General features: G+C 30.0%; 12 protein-coding genes and 2 rRNA genes. 5 read left to right on the forward strand and 9 right to left on the reverse strand.

Annotated elements, in window-relative coordinates:
- Positions 1 to 21 precede the first annotated feature (21 nt).
- The 4 genes from hprK to H8891_RS10520 form a co-directional block, all read right to left on the reverse strand.
- Entirely contained in the window at positions 22 to 966 is a 945-nt protein-coding gene (hprK, locus tag H8891_RS10505; protein WP_187006418.1) for an HPr(Ser) kinase/phosphatase, read from the reverse strand.
- A 29-nt stretch (positions 967 to 995) separates the two neighbouring features.
- Positions 996 to 2804 carry an excinuclease ABC subunit UvrC gene (gene uvrC / locus H8891_RS10510; RefSeq protein ID WP_187006419.1) on the reverse strand — a complete coding sequence of 603 codons (1809 nt, stop codon included), beginning with the start codon at positions 2802 to 2804 and terminating at the stop codon, positions 996 to 998.
- A 118-nt stretch (positions 2805 to 2922) separates the two neighbouring features.
- A complete protein-coding gene (locus H8891_RS10515) occupies positions 2923 to 4581 on the reverse strand; it encodes an ABC transporter substrate-binding protein (RefSeq protein WP_187006420.1) in 1659 nt (552 codons plus the stop codon).
- Between the two features lie 190 nt (positions 4582 to 4771).
- Entirely contained in the window at positions 4772 to 6451 is a 1680-nt protein-coding gene (locus H8891_RS10520) for an ABC transporter substrate-binding protein (protein ID WP_187006421.1), read from the reverse strand.
- A 333-nt stretch (positions 6452 to 6784) separates the two neighbouring features.
- Here H8891_RS10520 and H8891_RS15725 point away from each other — a divergent pair, with 333 nt between their 5' ends.
- The 5 genes from H8891_RS15725 (at position 6785) to H8891_RS10545 (ending at position 11266) form a co-directional block, all read left to right on the forward strand.
- The gene (locus H8891_RS15725) at positions 6785 to 7123 is read left to right on the forward strand and encodes a DUF3899 domain-containing protein (protein ID WP_408637165.1); all 339 of its coding nucleotides are present in this window, start codon (positions 6785 to 6787) and stop codon (positions 7121 to 7123) included.
- A 136-nt stretch (positions 7124 to 7259) separates the two neighbouring features.
- On the forward strand, positions 7260 to 8204 hold the full coding sequence (locus tag H8891_RS10530; protein ID WP_187006423.1) for an ABC transporter permease: 945 nt from the start codon (positions 7260 to 7262) through the stop codon (positions 8202 to 8204).
- Positions 8204 to 9265: an oligopeptide ABC transporter permease gene (opp3C, locus tag H8891_RS10535; RefSeq protein ID WP_187006424.1), complete on the forward strand. Its 1062-nt coding sequence runs from the start codon at positions 8204 to 8206 to the stop codon at positions 9263 to 9265. Before H8891_RS10530 ends, opp3C begins: the two co-directional genes overlap by 1 nt.
- 20 nt (positions 9266 to 9285) lie before the next feature.
- The gene (locus H8891_RS10540) at positions 9286 to 10317 is read left to right on the forward strand and encodes an ABC transporter ATP-binding protein (protein ID WP_187006425.1); all 1032 of its coding nucleotides are present in this window, start codon (positions 9286 to 9288) and stop codon (positions 10315 to 10317) included.
- On the forward strand, positions 10310 to 11266 hold the full coding sequence (locus H8891_RS10545) for an ABC transporter ATP-binding protein (RefSeq protein WP_187006426.1): 957 nt from the start codon (positions 10310 to 10312) through the stop codon (positions 11264 to 11266). The genes H8891_RS10540 and H8891_RS10545 overlap by 8 nt, the downstream gene beginning before the upstream one ends.
- Before the next feature lie 57 nt (positions 11267 to 11323).
- On the opposite strand, the gene uvrA is transcribed toward H8891_RS10545, so the two are convergent.
- The 5 genes from uvrA to H8891_RS10570 form a co-directional block, all read right to left on the reverse strand.
- Positions 11324 to 14149, reverse strand: a complete 2826-nt coding sequence (gene uvrA, locus H8891_RS10550) for an excinuclease ABC subunit UvrA (protein ID WP_187006427.1) — start codon at positions 14147 to 14149, stop codon at positions 11324 to 11326.
- Positions 14150 to 14197: 48 nt separating this feature from the next.
- Positions 14198 to 16165: an excinuclease ABC subunit UvrB gene (uvrB, locus tag H8891_RS10555; protein WP_187006428.1), complete on the reverse strand. Its 1968-nt coding sequence runs from the start codon at positions 16163 to 16165 to the stop codon at positions 14198 to 14200.
- Between the two features lie 171 nt (positions 16166 to 16336).
- A complete protein-coding gene (locus H8891_RS10560; protein WP_147546925.1) occupies positions 16337 to 16759 on the reverse strand; it encodes an acyl-CoA thioesterase in 423 nt (140 codons plus the stop codon).
- Between the two features lie 231 nt (positions 16760 to 16990).
- Positions 16991 to 17107 (reverse strand): 5S ribosomal RNA (gene rrf, locus H8891_RS10565).
- An 82-nt stretch (positions 17108 to 17189) separates the two neighbouring features.
- Positions 17190 to 17318: ribosomal RNA gene (locus tag H8891_RS10570) — 23S ribosomal RNA — on the reverse strand; the annotation flags it as partial.

Here is a 17318-nt window from a genome sequence, read left to right on the forward strand (position 1 = left end):
GACAAACATTGTCACACCTTTTTAATTATTATTTTTATCTATTAATGTAGCTAATTTTTTTGTAAATTCCTTAGCAGAATCATAACCCATTCGTTTTTGTCTAAAGTTCATAGCTGCGACTTCTAAAATCATAGCTGTATTTCTTCCTGGCTTTACTGGAACTACTAACTTCTCTACATCTATTCCAAGTATTTCTTCATACTCTTTATCTAAACCTAATCTATCATAGTAAGTGTTATCATCCCAAAACTCTAGTCTTATTATTAAATCTATAACCTTAGAATCTTTAACAGCTCCTATACCATACATACTTCTAACATCTATTATTCCTATACCTCTTATCTCCATAAAATGTTTTAAAACTTCAGGAGCTTGCCCCATAAGTAAATTTTCATCAATTTTAGTTATTTCAACAGCATCATCTGCTATTAATCTATGACCTCTTTGAACAAGTTCAAGAGCTGTCTCTGATTTACCTACACTACTTTCCCCTCTTATTAAAACACCTACTCCAAATACATCTACTAAAACTCCATGTATACTAATTGTAGGTGACAGTTTAGAATCTAAGTAATTAGACAATTTGTTTATTAATCTTGTTGTATTTCCTTTTGTTGCCAATACTACTCTATTATGTTTTTTAGCCATTTCAATAACATCTTCATTAACTGTAAGGCCTCTAGTTACTATTAGTGCTGGAACTTCATAGCTAAAAAATTTATCTAATACAATTTTTCTTATTTCTGAATCCATATGGCTAAAATAAGTGTATTCAGTTCTACCTACAATCTGAATTCTATCGTAAGTAAAATGTTCAAAATATCCTGAAAATTGTAACCCTGGTCTATGAATATCTTGATAATGCACGTAATACTCAACATCATCAGGCATATAAACTACATCTAATCCTATATCCTTAACTAATTCTCTAATTGAAACTGACCTTTCACTTCTTTCACTATCCATAATGTCTTTTACTCCTTTATAAATATTAATTATGATTTAAAAAAATTATATACATTTTCAGCTGAAGTTTTATTCATTCCTTCAACTTCTAATAATTCTTCAAAAGTAGCTGTCTTTATTTCTTCTATATTTTTAAAGTGAGTTAATAATGCTTTCTTTCTTTTCTCACCTACTCCTTGTATATCATCTAATACAGATTTTGTCAAAGATTTATTTCTTAAACTTCTATGATATGAAATTGCATAATTATGAACTTCTTCTTGTATACTAGCCACAAATCTATACAAATTTGATGTTTTATCGAGTTCTATCTCCTTTTCCTGGGAAATTAATCCCTTTGTTTTATGTTTATCATCTTTATACATCCCCCATAGAGGAATATTGACATTATACTTATCTAAAACTTTTTTTACTGAGCTTACCTGACCTTTTCCCCCATCTAATAATATTAAATCTGGTAAATCTCCATATTTTAGCCTTCTTTCCACTATTTCTGCCATTGAATCATAATCATTAGGCCCAACAACAGTTTTTATTTTATATCTTCTATACTCTTTTTTATCCTTTTTCCCATCTGTAAAAACTACCATTGAACCTATAGAGTCAACACCTTGAATATTTGAAATATCGAAAGACTCAATTCTTTTAGGTATATTTTCTAAACCTATTAAAGTTTTTAACTCTTCTAAAGCACCTATACTTTTTTGATATTTTAGCTTGTTCATATTAGAAAACTTCTCAAGATATTCAACAGCATTTTTTCTAACCATTTCTACTAAACTCTTTTTTTCACCTTTTTGAGGAACTTTTATAATAACCTTTTGGCCTTTTTTAGATGATAACCACTCTTCAAGTACAAAACTATCTTCTACTTCATCTTCTATGATGATTTCCTTAGGTATATAATCTTGTGCCATATAAAATTGTTTTAAAAATGATGATAAAATAGACTCTCGTGAACTGTCCATTACTCCTTCTAGTATATAATGTTCTCTTCCAACTATCTTTCCATTTCTTATAAAAAATACTTGTACACAAGCTTCATCGTGAGCCCTAGCCATTGCAATAACATCTTGATTTAAATCCGAACTACCTAAATCTATTTTTTGTTTTTGAATCATATCTTCTAAACTTTTAATTTTATCTCTATACATAGCTGCATCTTCAAAATTAAAATCCGCAGCACATTTATTCATCTTTTCTTTTAAAAGCTCTATTAATTTTTCTTCTTTTCCCGAAAGAAATAATATTATTTCATCTATCATCTTACCGTAATCTTCTTTACTAACTTCGCCAGTACACGGGCCTACACATTTTTTAATATGCTTATTTAAACATGGTCTTACCTTGTTTTTTATAGCTTTTTCTATATCTATATTACAAGTTCTAATTGGGTAAATATTTCTTATTATTTCTAAGGTATCATTTACTGCTGTTGTATTTGTATATGGACCAAAATACTTAGCTTTATCTTTTATTACTTGTCTTACTTTTAAGACTCTTGGATAATCTTCATTTAATGTTACCTTTATATATGGATAAGTCTTATCATCTCTAAGTAATACATTGTACTTAGGTCTGTATTGTTTTATTAAATTACATTCTAATATCAATGCTTCTAATTCTGAATCAGTTATTATATATTCAAACTTATATATGTTTTTAACCATGGATTTAACTTTAGATGTATGGTTTTTTGACGACTGGAAATACTGTCTAACCCTATTTTTTAAAGATATAGCTTTCCCTACATATATAACTTTATCATTTTCATCTTTCATTAAATAAACTCCAGGTTCTGCTGGGAGTTTTTTTAATTGCTCTTGAATATCAAACATTCTTTCACCTCGATATTTAAAGTTTATATCTAAATTATACCCTAGTTTAATATTTAATAAATTAAAAAAAATAAAAGAAATGATGCTTATATAAGCCTCATTTCTTTTACTTTTTTAACTATTTTCCTTTTCCACCATTAACCATCAAGAAGAATGTTCCTGCATCTTTTCTTGTGTTAAACTCAGGAGAATCTTTATATTTATCAACATTTTCTGAGTTCAATCCTACTATATCTATTTGTCCTGTTTCATATAAATTAAGCGCTGCATTTGGATCTTTAACTATCTTAGTATTTACTTTATCTATTTTAACTGAGCTAGCATCCCAATAACTAGGATTTTTACTCATTGTATATATATCTTCAATCTTCCAATCACTTAATGTAAATGGTCCATTATAAACCATCTTATCATGTGCTGTTCCATATTCACTTCCAAATTGTTCTACTACTTTTTGATTTTGTGGCAAGAATGATTTAAAGAACATTAAGCTGTCAAAATAGTGCACTGGTCTTACTAATTCAACTTGTAATGTATAGTCATCTACCGCTTTTATTCCTACATTATCTGCATTATCAACTTTACCTAAATTATAATCCTTAGCTCCTTTTATATCATACATAATGAATCCATATGTTGATGCTGTTGCTGAATCTAATGTTCTTTTCCATGAGTATTCAAAATCTTTAGCTGTTACAGGATCTCCGTTTGACCATTTAGCATCTTTTCTTAAATTAAAAGTCCAAGTCTTTCCATCTTCTGATTTTTCCCATTTTTCTGCTATTCCTGGAGCAAGTTTACCATCTTTATCTAACTTAGTTAACCCTTCCATAGTATTCATTAATACTTCTGATGAAACTGTATCTGATGCTTTACTTGGATCTAAAGTTGGTATATCTGATGCTCCCGTAATATTTAATTCTTTTTTACCTTCTCCAAGTTCTACCCAGTTATATATATACTGAACTCCAAATGCCGGAGTAAGCCTTCCACTTACATACGGTTTTTGTAGATATGAAGCTCCTGACTGAATAAGAGGTGATAAAAATCCATCTTCTAACATTATTTTTTCAGCCTTAGCAAATTTATCCCAACTTTCTTCTTGGCTAGATGCAGTTTTAGCTTCTTCTATAAGCTTATCGTATTCTGGGTTACTATATCCAGTATTTGAAGCATATTTCACTCCTGTTTGCATAGTCTCTAAGAATGTTAATGGATCTGGATAATCTGGTGACCATCCTGAATGTGATAAATGGAAATCTCCTTTTTCTTCTAATTCTAGTTTTTGTTTAAATGGCTGTGATTTTACTTCTACCTTTAATCCTGGCAATGCAGTTTGAAGTTCTGCTTGCATAAACTCTGCCTGTCTTTTACCAGTTTCAGAGTCAAATGATAACAATTCTAATGTTACTTTATCAAATCCAACTTCTTCCTTAGCTTTTTCCCATAATTTTGTAGCTTCTTCTTTATTATAATGATATCCCATTTCTCCAGCTGCTTCTCTATAATCCTTTCCTTGATCATTAACCGCTAAACTTTCAGCTACAATATAATCTGCTGGAATCGTTCCATTGTTTATTATAGTATCGCACATTGTTTTTTTGTCTATAGCCATTGATATAGCTGCTCTTGCATTTTTATTTGCAAGAACTTTATACGGATCTCCAGTAGTTCCACCTGAACTTTGGCTTGATCCACTATTTCCACATCCAACCATCGTCATTATAGTTATTGCTACAGTTGTAGTCATAAAAGCCATTTTCTTTTTTAAAACCATAAGTTACTCCCCCTTAAACAACTGAATTTTATAATTAATAAAATTAGAATAATAATATATGTTTTTTTATTATATGCACTATAATTTGTCCTTAATGATTAATTTTTTCTGATTTTTCTGATTTTTAAAATTAAAAATAGGTTTATACTATAAATTTATAGTATAAACCTGTTAACTATTCTAAATTATATTATTTAGTTTCTCCTCTTCCTCCATTTATTTGGAAGAAGTTTACAGATGCCCTTAATGTCGTTTTAAATTCAGAAGAATCCTTATATTTATCAACATTTTCAGAAGTTAATTGTACTATATCTATTTGTCCCGTTTCATATAAATTAAGTGCTGCATTTGGATCCTTAACGATTTTTGTATTTACTTTATCTATTTTAACTGAACCTGCATCCCAGTAATTAGGGTTTTTACTTAATGTGTACATATCTTCTATTTTCCAGCTGCTTAATGTAAATGGTCCATTATAAACAATTTTATCATGTGCTGTTCCATATTCACTTCCAAATCTCTCTACAGCTTTTTGATTTTGTGGTAAGAATGATTTAAAGAACATTAGTCTATCAAAGTAATGAACTGGTCTTACTAATTCAACTTGCAATGTATAATCATCTATTGCTTTTATTCCTACATTATCTGCATTATCAACCTTACCTAAGTTATAATCCTTAGCTCCTTTTATGTCATACATAATAAATCCATATGTTGATGCTGTCGCTGGATCTAATGTTCTTTTCCATGAATATTCAAAATCTTTAGCTGTTACAGGATCTCCATTTGACCATTTAGCATTTTTTCTTAAATTAAAAGTCCAAGTTTTTCCATCCTCTGATTTTTCCCATTTTTCTGCTATTCCAGGAATTATTTCTCCATTTTTATCTAATTTAACTAAACCTTCCATAGTGTTCATTAATACTTCTGAAGATACCGTATCTTCAGCTTTACTAATATCTAAAGTAGGTATATCTGAAGTATTTGTTATATTAAGTTCTTTTTTACCTTCTTTTAATTCAACCCAATTGTATATTGCTGGAACACCAAATGATGGAGTAAGTCTTCCACTTACATATTGTTTTTCTAAGAATGAAGAACCTTGTTGAACTAACGGTACTAAATATCCATCTTCTAACATCATCTTTTCAGCTTCTGCATATTTAACCCAACTTTCTTCTTGATTCTCTGCATTTTTAGCTTCTTCTATAAGCTTGTTATATTCCTCACTATTATAGTTTGTATTTTTAGCATATTGTATTCCTTTTTGCATTGTTTCTAAGAATGTTAATGGATCTGGGTAATCAGGATTCCATGATGCATATGATAAGTGGAAATCACCTTTACTCTCTAATTCTAATTTTTGTTTGAATGGTTGTGTTTTTATCTCTATTTTCAATCCTGGAAGTGCTCCTTGTAATTCTGATTGCATAAATTCTGCTGTTCTTTTACTACTTTCACTATCAAATGTTAATAGTTCTAATGTAACTGTATCAAATCCAACTTCTTCTTTTGCCTTTTCCCATAATTTCGTAGCTTCTTCATCATTATGCTCATAACCCATTTCTCCTGCTATTTCTCTATAGTCTTTACCAGATTCATTAAAAGCTAATTTTTCTGCTACATAATATGACGCTGGTATTGTTCCATTATTTAAAATAGTATCACACATAGCTTGCCTGTCTACAGACATTGCTATAGCAGCTCTTGCATTTTCATTTGCAAGTACATCTAAAGCTTTAGCTTCTCCTTTTCCATTTGTATTTCCTCCACCAGATGAATCTCCTCCTGTACTACTGCAGCCAACTAAAGCCATTACAGCTATTGCTGATGTTGCACACATTACAGCCATTCTTTTCTTTAAAACCATAACATTTCCCCCTTAATTTGTTTAATTTTTAGCATTTAATTGTGTTAATTTAGATTATAAGCTAGGTTTTGGTAAAAGTTATTATTTTTAGAATATTTATTCTTTTGATTTAAATTTAAATTTAAATTTCATATTTTTGATATATATAATAATTATATTTAAACCTTTCCGTTAAGATTCCTCCATTTAAATTTTTTAAATATTATAAATTTTTTATATAAATGATTGTTTTTTTGCAAAAACCGTATTAGTATTATATTAAACCTAACTTGTATAATCTAGTAAATTGTATTTAGGATAGGAGGGATTCTTAATTTGAAAAAATTCCAAAAGTTGATTTTCATAAATTTAATACTTAGTTTTTTATACTATGCTATCAATAGTTTCGAAAGATTTTCTTTTATAAATGCATCTTTCATAATAGGAATGATTTATTTAACGTTTGGTGTATTCTTTTATGTAACCGAACAAGGTTTTTTTAATTTAACAATCTATGCATATAATAAAATTTCTAATCAACTCCGAAGAAGCAGAGGTATTTTATCTGAAAGTAATATCTCTATAGATGAATATATTTGCAAGCGTTATCAATTTTCTAATACTAATTCACTTTTATCATCTGGTTTAATCATATCTACCAGCACTTTATTCATAAGTTTTTTAATTTATTAATAATATTTTAAATAAAAAATATATATAAATATTTGTATATATATTTTTTTAATTTTGTTTTCAAAATTCTGGTATATTTTTATATTTATCAGAATTTATTTTTAAATAATACTATTTTATTCAAGGGGGTGTAGCGATGGGTCGCTATATATTAAAACGTCTTGCTCTTATGTTTATGACTCTACTAATCGTTGTTTCAGTTACATTTTTCTTGGTAAGGTTATTACCTGGAAGTCCATTTAATGACGAAAAATTAAATGAGCAACAAATTGAAATGATTAACAAGCAATATGGTCTTGATGCACCAGTTCCAGTTCAATATGTAAGATATATGAAAGGTGTATTTACAGGAGATTTAGGAAGATCTTTTAAGTATGATAACAAAAAAGTTGAAGATTTAATAAGTACTCGTTTAAAACCTTCAGCTATGTTAGGTGCTCAAGCTCTAATTTTTGGAAGCACTGTTGGATTAATACTTGGAATAATAGCAGCACTTAAGAAAAATACTTTCTGGGATTACTTAGCTACGGTAATATCTGTTTTAGGAGTTTCAGTTCCATCATTTGTTTTAGCCGCACTTCTTCAATTGTATTTAACACGAAAGTTTCAAATTTTCCCAGTTACATGGGGTATGCCTATAGGCTCAGATTTTAGATATTCTTGGACAGTATTACCATCTATAGCATTAGCATTTTTCTCTATAGCAAATATAGCTCGTTTTACTAGAACTGAACTTGTTGAAGTTCTAAATGCCGATTATATAGTTACTGCAAAATCTAAGGGATTGACTAAAGCAGCTGTAATAGTAAAACATGCTTTAAGAAATGCTTTAATACCTGTTATAACTATGCTTGGACCTTTGACAGTTGGATTACTTACTGGATCTTTAGTTGTTGAAAAAGTATTTGCAGTTCCAGGTCTTGGAGATTTGTTAGTGTCATCTATAACAACTAATGACTTATTCTGTATATCAGGAGTTTCTATATTCTATAGCGCTTGTTATATAGCTGTAATTTTACTAGTTGATATACTTTATGGAATTATAGATCCTAGAATTCGTGTTGCGGGGGGGAAAGCTTAATGATGGATAAAGTTATAATCGACGACAAAGAAGTTCAACTTACTGCCGATTTATTCGAAATTAGTCCAGCTGATATGACTCAACATGAAGCAATAACTAGACCTAGTTTAACATTTTGGCAGGATGCTAGAAAAAGATTATTTAGAAATAAAGGTGCTATTACGGGATTATTTATCCTTTTAGTAATATGTTTTCTTACAGCATTTGGTCCTATGTTTAATAAATATACTTATGACCAGCAAAATTTAAGTCATGCTAAACTTCCTCCTAGAGTCCCAGTTTTGTCTTCTATAGGAATATTAGATGGAACTAAAAATGAAACTAGTTATGATGGTAAAGTTACAAAAGTAAATCCATATGAGAAAAAAGGTGTTGCAGATGATGTCAACTATTGGTTTGGTACAGATGATTTAGGTCGTGACTTATGGACTCGTACTTGGAGTGGAGCTAGAGTTTCTTTATTTATAGCTGTACTTGCTGCTTTATATGACCTTTTGATAGGTGTTACTTACGGTGGTGTTTCTGCTTATTATGGTGGTAAAGTAGATATGTATATGCAACGTTTTATAGAAATACTAACAGGTATTCCAAGTCTTGTTACTTTAACACTATTTATATTAGTATTCGAACCAGGAGTATTATCTATGTCTCTTGCTATGGCTATATCTGGATGGACTGGAATGTCTAGAATAGTACGTTCTCACGTACTTAGACTTAAAAATCAAGAATTCGTTTTAGCTTCTAGAACATTAGGAGCTCCTGATAAAAAAATAATAATTAAACATTTATTCCCTAATATAATAGGTCCTGTAGTTGTTATGATGATGTTCTCATTACCATCTGCTATATTCTATGAAGCATTCCTTAGTTTTATAGGATTAGGTCTACAACCTCCATATGCATCATTAGGTGTATTAATAAATGATGGATTTAAGCAATTACTAACAAATCCTTATATGATGGTTATTCCATCAATCGTAATTTGTTTATTAATATTTAGCTTAAACTTACTTGCAGATGGATTAAGGGATGCAGTTGACCCTAAAATGCGTAATCAATAGTTAGAAAGGGGATAAATTTTATGGAAAAAGAGAAATTATTAGAAGTTAAGAATTTGAAAGTTCACTTCAAAACTTTCGGGGGTGAAGTTCAAGCTGTAAGAAATGTTACATTTGATTTGCATAAAGGTGAAACTCTTGCTATAGTTGGTGAATCTGGATCTGGTAAATCAGTTGCTTGTAAAACTATTATGAGAATAATGTCTTCAAATGCTATTATAAAAGATGGTGAAATATTATTTAACGGAAAAGATTTAACTAAATTACCAGAAAAGGAAATGGAATCTATAAGAGGCAAAGATATCGCTATGATATTCCAAGATCCTATGACTTCACTTAACCCTACTACTACAATTGGTAAACAAATTGCAGAAGGAATAATAAAACACCAAGGATTATCTAAAGATGAAGCCATGAAAAAAGCTATAGAACTTATAGACCTTGTTGGTATACCTTTCCCAGATAAAAGAGCAAAACAATATCCTCATCAATTCTCAGGAGGTATGAGACAACGTATAGTTATCGCTATAGCACTAGCTTGTAATCCTAAAGTGCTTATAGCAGATGAGCCAACTACTGCACTTGATGTTACTATACAAGCGCAAATATTAGAGTTAATAAAGGATATTCAAAAGAAAACTGGAGTTGCTGTTATATTTATAACTCATGACCTTGGTGTTGTTGCTAATATGGCAGATAGAGTTGCTGTTATGTATGCGGGTAAAATAATAGAGGTTGGTACATCTGACGATGTTTTTTACAACCCACAACACCCATATACTTGGGGACTTCTAGCTTCTATGCCTAGTTTAGATATAGGTGAAAATGAATTGTATAATATACCTGGTACGCCTCCAGATTTAATGAATCCTCCTGCTGGAGATGCATTCGCACTACGTAACGTTAATGCACTTAAAATAGATTTTATTGCAGAGCCTCCTATGTTTAAAGTCAGTGATACTCACTCTGCTGCTACATGGTTATTACATCCATTAGCTCCTAAATTAGAAAGACCTGCAAACATAGGAAGAAAGAAGGTGTCTTCAAATGACTAAGAAAAAAATATTGGAAGTTAAAAATCTTAAACAATACTTCCCTATCGATAAAAAAAATGTTGTTAAAGCCGTTGATGATATAAGTTTCCATATTTATGAAGGTGAAACTTTTGGTCTTGTTGGTGAATCTGGATCTGGTAAATCTACTACTGGTAGAGCAATAATTAGATTATATGACCCAACAGCAGGTGAAATAGTGTTTGATGGTAAAAATATTTCAGCTAAGAAATTAGATAAAGATACTAAAGCATTTGTAAATAAAAATATGCAAATGATATTCCAAGATCCTATGGCTTGTCTTAATCCACGTATGACTGTAATGGATATAATAGCTGAAGGTCTTGATATACATGGTCTTTGTAAAAATAAAGAAGAAAGAACACAAACTGTATATAAACTTTTAAGAACTGTTGGACTTGATGAACAACATGCAGGAAGATATCCTCATGAATTCTCTGGAGGTCAAAGACAACGTATTGGTATAGCTCGTTCATTAGCTATACAACCTAAATTTATAATCGCAGATGAACCTATATCTGCACTTGATGTTTCTATACAAGCACAGGTTGTAAATTTACTTAGAAAATTACAAAAAGAAAAAGGATTAACATACTTATTTATAGCTCATGACCTTTCAATGGTTAAATATATAAGTGATCGTATAGGAGTTATGCATCGTGGTAAATTAGTTGAATTAACTACTTCTGAGGAGTTATATGCTAACCCTCTTCATCCATACACAAAATCATTATTATCAGCTATACCACTTCCTGACCCAGAACATGAAAGACATAGAGTTCGTATAAAATACGACCCTAGCATACATGATTATTCTGAGCATCAACCTAAGTGGTTAGAAATAAGATCTGGTCATTTTATATTCGGTTCTGAACCAGAATTTGCTCAATATGAAAAAGAATTATCTCAAAAAGAAGCTACAAGTAAATAAATTAAATAAAAAATGAGGCTGTCCTACGTCAACCTCATTTTTCTTGTGTAATACTTTCTATTCAAAATATTTCTTTAGGAATAATCCTGTATATGACCCATCCACCTTAGATACTTCTTTAGGTGTTCCAGTTGCTACTATCTTTCCGCCCTTATCTCCACCTTCTGGTCCAAGGTCTATTATATAGTCACAAGTTTTTATTACATCTAAATTATGTTCTATTACAACTATAGTGTTGCCAGTATCTGCTAATCTTTGTAAAACATTTATTAATTTATCTACATCAGCCATATGAAGTCCTGTAGTAGGTTCATCTAGTATATATAAAGTTTTACCTGTAGGTCTTTTACTTAGTTCTGATGCAAGTTTTATTCTTTGAGCTTCTCCTCCTGATAATTGAGTTGAAGGTTGTCCTAATTTAATATAAGAAAGTCCAACATCCATAAGAGTTTCTAATTTTCTTTTTATTGCTGGTATATTTTCAAAGAATGTAAGAGCTTCTTCAACATTCATATCTAATACGTCTGATATCGTCTTGTCCTTGTACTTAACTTGTAAAGTCTCTCTATTGTATCTTTCTCCTTTACATACTTCACAAGGTACATAAACATCTGGAAGAAAATGCATCTCTATTTTTATTATTCCATCACCTTTACAAGCTTCACATCTACCTCCTTTAACATTAAAGCTAAATCTTCCTTTTTGATATCCTCTAGCTTTAGCTTCATTTGTAGATGCAAATAAATCTCTTATTAAATCAAATACTCCAGTATATGTTGCAGGATTTGAACGTGGTGTTCTTCCTATTGGACTTTGATCTATGTTTATTATTTTATCTATATTCTCTATACCTTTAATTTCTTTATGTTTACCTGGTCTATCTCTTAACTTATTTATTTTAGTTGCTATCCCTTTATATAAAATGTCATTTATTAAAGTACTCTTTCCTGATCCAGATACCCCAGTTATACAAGTAAATTTTCCTAATGGGAATTTAACATTTATATTTTTTAAATTGTTCTCTGTAGCCTTTACTATTTCTATAAAATTACCATTACCTTCTCTTGTAGTCTCTGGAATTTGTATAACTTTTTTTCCACTTAAATACTGACCTGTTAATGAATTAGGATTTCTAAGTATTTCGTCTAAAATTCCTTCTGCAACTATTTCTCCACCATGAACTCCAGCTCCTGGCCCTATATCTACAATATAATCAGCTTCTCTCATAGTATCCTCATCATGTTCAACAACTATAAGAGTATTTCCTATATCAGTTAAATGTCTTAACGTTTTAATTAATCTATCATTGTCTCTTTGGTGAAGTCCTATACTTGGCTCATCTAATACATATAAAACTCCTACAAGTGCAGAACCTATTTGAGTAGCTAACCTGATACGTTGAGCTTCTCCTCCTGATAAAGTTCCTGCTTTTCTAGACAAGTTTAAATAATCTAGTCCAACATCTCTTAAGAATGATGCTCTACCTTTTATCTCTTTTAGTATTTCATGGGCTATAAACTTTTGCTTATCTGTTAAGTTTATATTTTCAATATAATCTATAAGTTCATTAACAGAGTAATCTGTTACCTCCATTATATTTTTATTATCTACTAATACAGAAAGAACTTCTTTTCTTAATCTATTACCCCTACATTTAGGACAAGGTCTTTCTGCCATAAAGTCTTCTATCTTTTCTCTTGAGTATTCTGAATTTGTTTCTCTATATCTTCTTTCTAAATTTACTATTACTCCTTCAAATGGTGCCTTGTATAATCGAGTTCCACCGTACTTGGATTCATATACAAATTCAACCATTACATTATCATGTCCATAAAGTAATTCTTGTACAAAATCTTCCGGTAAATCTTTAAATGGAGTAGATAAATCTACTTTAAATTTTTCTGCTAAACTTTTTACCATTTTACTATAATAAGTATCATCATTTGTACCTACTGATCCCCAAGCTGCAATAGCTCCTTGCTTTATAGATAGCTCTTTATTTGGAATTACAAGATCTGGATCTACTTCCTTACTTTCTCCTAATCCATTACATGTTTCACAAGCTCCAAATGGACTGTTAAATGAGAACATTCTAGGTGATAATTCTTCTATACCTATACCGTGTTCTGGACAAGCAAATTTAGTTGAATACATAATTTCTTCTCCGTCTATAATTTGAGCTATAACTAATCCATCAGACAACTTAACTGCAGTTTCAATAGAATCTGCTAATCTGTTTTCTATACCATCTTTTATTACTATTCTATCTACTACGACCTCTATATTATGTTTTTGATTTTTATTTAAATCTATTTCATCTGTTACTTCGTAATTTTCTCCATCTACTCTAACTCTTACAAAACCTTCTTTTTTAATATTCTCTATAACTTTTTTATGAGTCCCCTTTTGACCTCTTACTACAGGAGATAGTATTTGTAACTTAGTTCTTTCAGGAAACTCCATCATTTTATCTACTATTTCTTGTATAGTCATTTGACTTATCTTTTTACCACATGTAGGACAATGTACTTCTCCTACTCTTGCAAATAATAATCTTAAATAATCATATATTTCAGTTACTGTACCTACTGTAGAACGTGGATTTTTTGATGTTGTTTTTTGATCTATTGATATAGCTGGTGATAAACCTTCTATATACTCTACATTAGGTTTTTCCATTTGTCCTAAGAATTGTCTTGCATATGCAGATAAACTTTCAACATATCTTCTTTGACCTTCTGCATATATAGTATCAAAAGCTAAAGATGACTTTCCAGATCCTGAAAGTCCAGTAAAAACTATAAATTTATCTCTTGGCAGAGTTAAATCTACATTTTTTAAGTTATGTTCTTTAGCTCCTTTTATTATAATTTTATCATTCATAGCTATGTTCCTTTCATAATGAAAATTATATCAATTAAGTCTTTTAATTTATTTTAATTTTTCTTCTAATTCTTTTATCTTATCTCTTAACTGTGCTGCTCTTTCAAATTGAAGATTTTGAGCAGCTTCCATCATCTCAGCTTGAAGATTTTCTATAGATTCTTTTATGCTACTTTCATCATTTTCATTTATATCTCCATATATAGCTTCTTCATCAGCAACTATCGTAGCTTCTATTGCATTTCTTATTCCTTTTTTGATAGTCTTTGGAACTATACCATGCTCTTCATTATAATGCATTTGTATTTCTCTTCTTCTCTTTGTTTCATCTATAGCACTTTTCATAGATCTAGTTATTTTATCTGCATACATTATAACTTTTCCATTTGCATTTCTTGCTGCTCTACCTATAGTTTGTATAAGTGATGTTTCTGATCTTAAGAATCCTTCTTTATCTGCATCTAATATAGCAACTAATGAAACTTCAGGAATATCTAACCCTTCCCTTAGTAAGTTTATACCCACTAAAACATCAAATTTACCTAATCTTAAATCCCTTATTATCTCTACTCTTTCTAGAGTATCAATATCAGAGTGCAGATATTTGACTTTAATACCTATCTCTTTAAGGTAATCACTTAAATCTTCACTCATTTTCTTAGTTAAAGTGGTTATAAGAACTCTTTCACCTTTTTCAATAACATTATTTATTTCTCCTACCAAGTCATCTATTTGATTATTTATTGGTCTGACTTCAATAATTGGGTCTAGCAATCCAGTAGGTCTTATAATTTGCTCAGCTATAGTAGTTGAATGTTCTATTTCATAAGGACCTGGAGTTGCTGTTACAAATAATATCTGATTTATATTTTCTTCAAATTCACTAAAGTTTAAAGGTCTATTATCATAAGCTGATGGTAATCTAAATCCATTATCAATAAGAGATGTTTTTCTTGATCTATCTCCAGCGTACATTCCTCTGATTTGAGGAACAGTTACATGAGATTCATCTATTATGATTAAATAATCATCTGGAAAGAAATCCATTAGTGTATATGGCTTATCTCCAGCTTTTCTTCCTGTTATATGTCTAGAGTAGTTTTCTATTCCTTGGCAAAAACCTATCTCTTTTAACATTTCTATATCATATCTAGTTCTTTGATCTATTCTTTGTGCTTCTATTAATTTATCATTATCTTTAAAATAATCTATTCTTTCTTTTAACTCTTCTTGTATATCTATAATAGCTTTATCTATTCTTTCTTGAGTTGTAACATAGTGGGATGCAGGGAATATCACTACATGATTTCTAAGCCCAACTATCTTGCCTGTTAGATAATCTATTTCTGTTATTCTGTCTATTTCATCACCGAAAAATTCTATTCTAATAGCCCTTTCATCAGTATTTGCTGGAAATATTTCTAAAATATCTCCTCTAACTCTAAAGGTTCCACGAGTAAAGTTAACATCATTTCTTTCATATTGTATCTCTATTAATCGTTTTATAATATCGTCCCTATCTTTTTCCATACCTGGTCTTAAAGAAACCATAAGCTCCTTATAATCTTGTGGATCCCCTAAACCATATATACATGACACAGAAGATATAATAATACAATCTCTTCTTTCTAATATAGCGGCAGTAGCAGAGTGTCTTAATTTATCTATTTCATCATTTATACTAGCATCCTTTTCTATATATGTATCACTGTGTGCAACATAAGCTTCTGGCTGGTAATAATCATAATAACTTACAAAATACTCTACTGCATTTTCTGGAAAGAATTCTTTGAACTCACTGTAAAGTTGAGCTGCTAAAGTTTTATTATGAGCAATTATTAATGTAGGTTTTTTAACTTGCTGTATAATATTAGCCATTGTAAATGTTTTTCCAGAACCTGTAACCCCTAGTAAAGTATTAAACTTTTCATCATTATTTATAGCCTTAACAATTTTATCTATAGCCTCTGGTTGATCACCCGTAGGCTTATAATCCGATTGAATTTTAAACTCCACAATATCCTCTCCTAACCGAACATTAGTTCATAATATAATATTAATTATATCATAGCTTTAACAATTTTATCACTCTATATTAATATTCTCTTTTTTAGAGTGTTTTAAATATTTTTTTATTTAAATTAAAAATACCACTACATTAAGCAGTGGTATTTTTAATTTTTTATATTATTTTCTAAAATTTTTTACTTTATTTAAAAGTTCAATATCTTCTTTTGTTGATGGATTATCTATAGTTAAATTATGAGGCATCTTTACTCCATTTTCATCAACACAAACAAAAGTTAAAAAGCCTTCGACGATTACTTCATCACTACCACTTCTGGTAACTCTACCGTAAACTGTTACACTTGTTTTTCCAGCATAAATTATTTTAGATTCTACTTTTATAATCTCGCCTTTTCTTATAGGTTTTTTAAAACTAACTTCATGAATCTTCAAGCATACCAAATTTTCTGGATGCTTATATTCATTGGCAACTGTTATAAAACAGCTTTCTACAAACCATTCTGACATTCTCCCTGCAAATAAAGTTCCATGATGATTTAAATCCTCGTTCTTTACAAGTCTATATGTACCATAGTATTTCATTTAAATACCTCCTAATATATTAATATAAATAATCCTTATACATTAGATACTATACATAAAAACTTCTATTAACAACATATTTAACATACTTTTAAAATATAAAAAAATAAGGCCTCTATGGGGGATAGAGACCTTTTAATAGGGGAGATTGAGTATTTATTTATACATATATTATATCCTGTAGTATTTTTTTTTATACATTTTCTTAAAAATTTTTAAATAAAAAAGATTACGCGGCTACGTCCTACTCTCCCAGGCAGCTTCCCACCAAGTACCATCGGCGCTAAAGAGCTTAACTTCTGTGTTCGGAATGGGAACAGGTGTATCCTCTTTGCTATAATAACCACATAATCTTTAATAGATTAATATTTATTTAGTTAGAGTTAGTACTCTAAAAACTGCATACCATTTATTGAATCAAATAATCTTTTTGGTCAAGTCCTCGATCTATTAGTATCAATAAGCTACATACATTACTGTACTTCCACCTTTGACCTATCAACCAGGTAGTCTTCCTGGGATCTTACCCTTACGGTGGGAAATCTTATCTTGAAGTTGG

Origin of the sequence: Paeniclostridium hominis (genome assembly GCF_014306135.1) — a bacterium.
GTDB lineage: Bacteria > Bacillota > Clostridia > Peptostreptococcales > Peptostreptococcaceae > Paraclostridium > Paraclostridium hominis.

Coding starts and splice junctions, on each gene's coding strand:
- H8891_RS10515 (WP_187006420.1), bottom strand. CDS start 4,581: ATGGTTTTAAAAAAGAAAATGGCTTTTATGACTACAACTGTAGCAATA.
- H8891_RS10540 (WP_187006425.1), top strand. CDS start 9,286: ATGGAAAAAGAGAAATTATTAGAAGTTAAGAATTTGAAAGTTCACTTC.
- uvrA (WP_187006427.1), bottom strand. CDS start 14,149: ATGAATGATAAAATTATAATAAAAGGAGCTAAAGAACATAACTTAAAA.
- H8891_RS10560 (WP_147546925.1), bottom strand. CDS start 16,759: ATGAAATACTATGGTACATATAGACTTGTAAAGAACGAGGATTTAAAT.
- H8891_RS10520 (WP_187006421.1), bottom strand. CDS start 6,451: ATGGTTTTAAAGAAAAGAATGGCTGTAATGTGTGCAACATCAGCAATA.
- uvrC (WP_187006419.1), bottom strand. CDS start 2,804: ATGTTTGATATTCAAGAGCAATTAAAAAAACTCCCAGCAGAACCTGGA.
- H8891_RS10530 (WP_187006423.1), top strand. CDS start 7,260: ATGGGTCGCTATATATTAAAACGTCTTGCTCTTATGTTTATGACTCTA.
- hprK (WP_187006418.1), bottom strand. CDS start 966: ATGGATAGTGAAAGAAGTGAAAGGTCAGTTTCAATTAGAGAATTAGTT.
- opp3C (WP_187006424.1), top strand. CDS start 8,204: ATGATGGATAAAGTTATAATCGACGACAAAGAAGTTCAACTTACTGCC.
- H8891_RS10545 (WP_187006426.1), top strand. CDS start 10,310: ATGACTAAGAAAAAAATATTGGAAGTTAAAAATCTTAAACAATACTTC.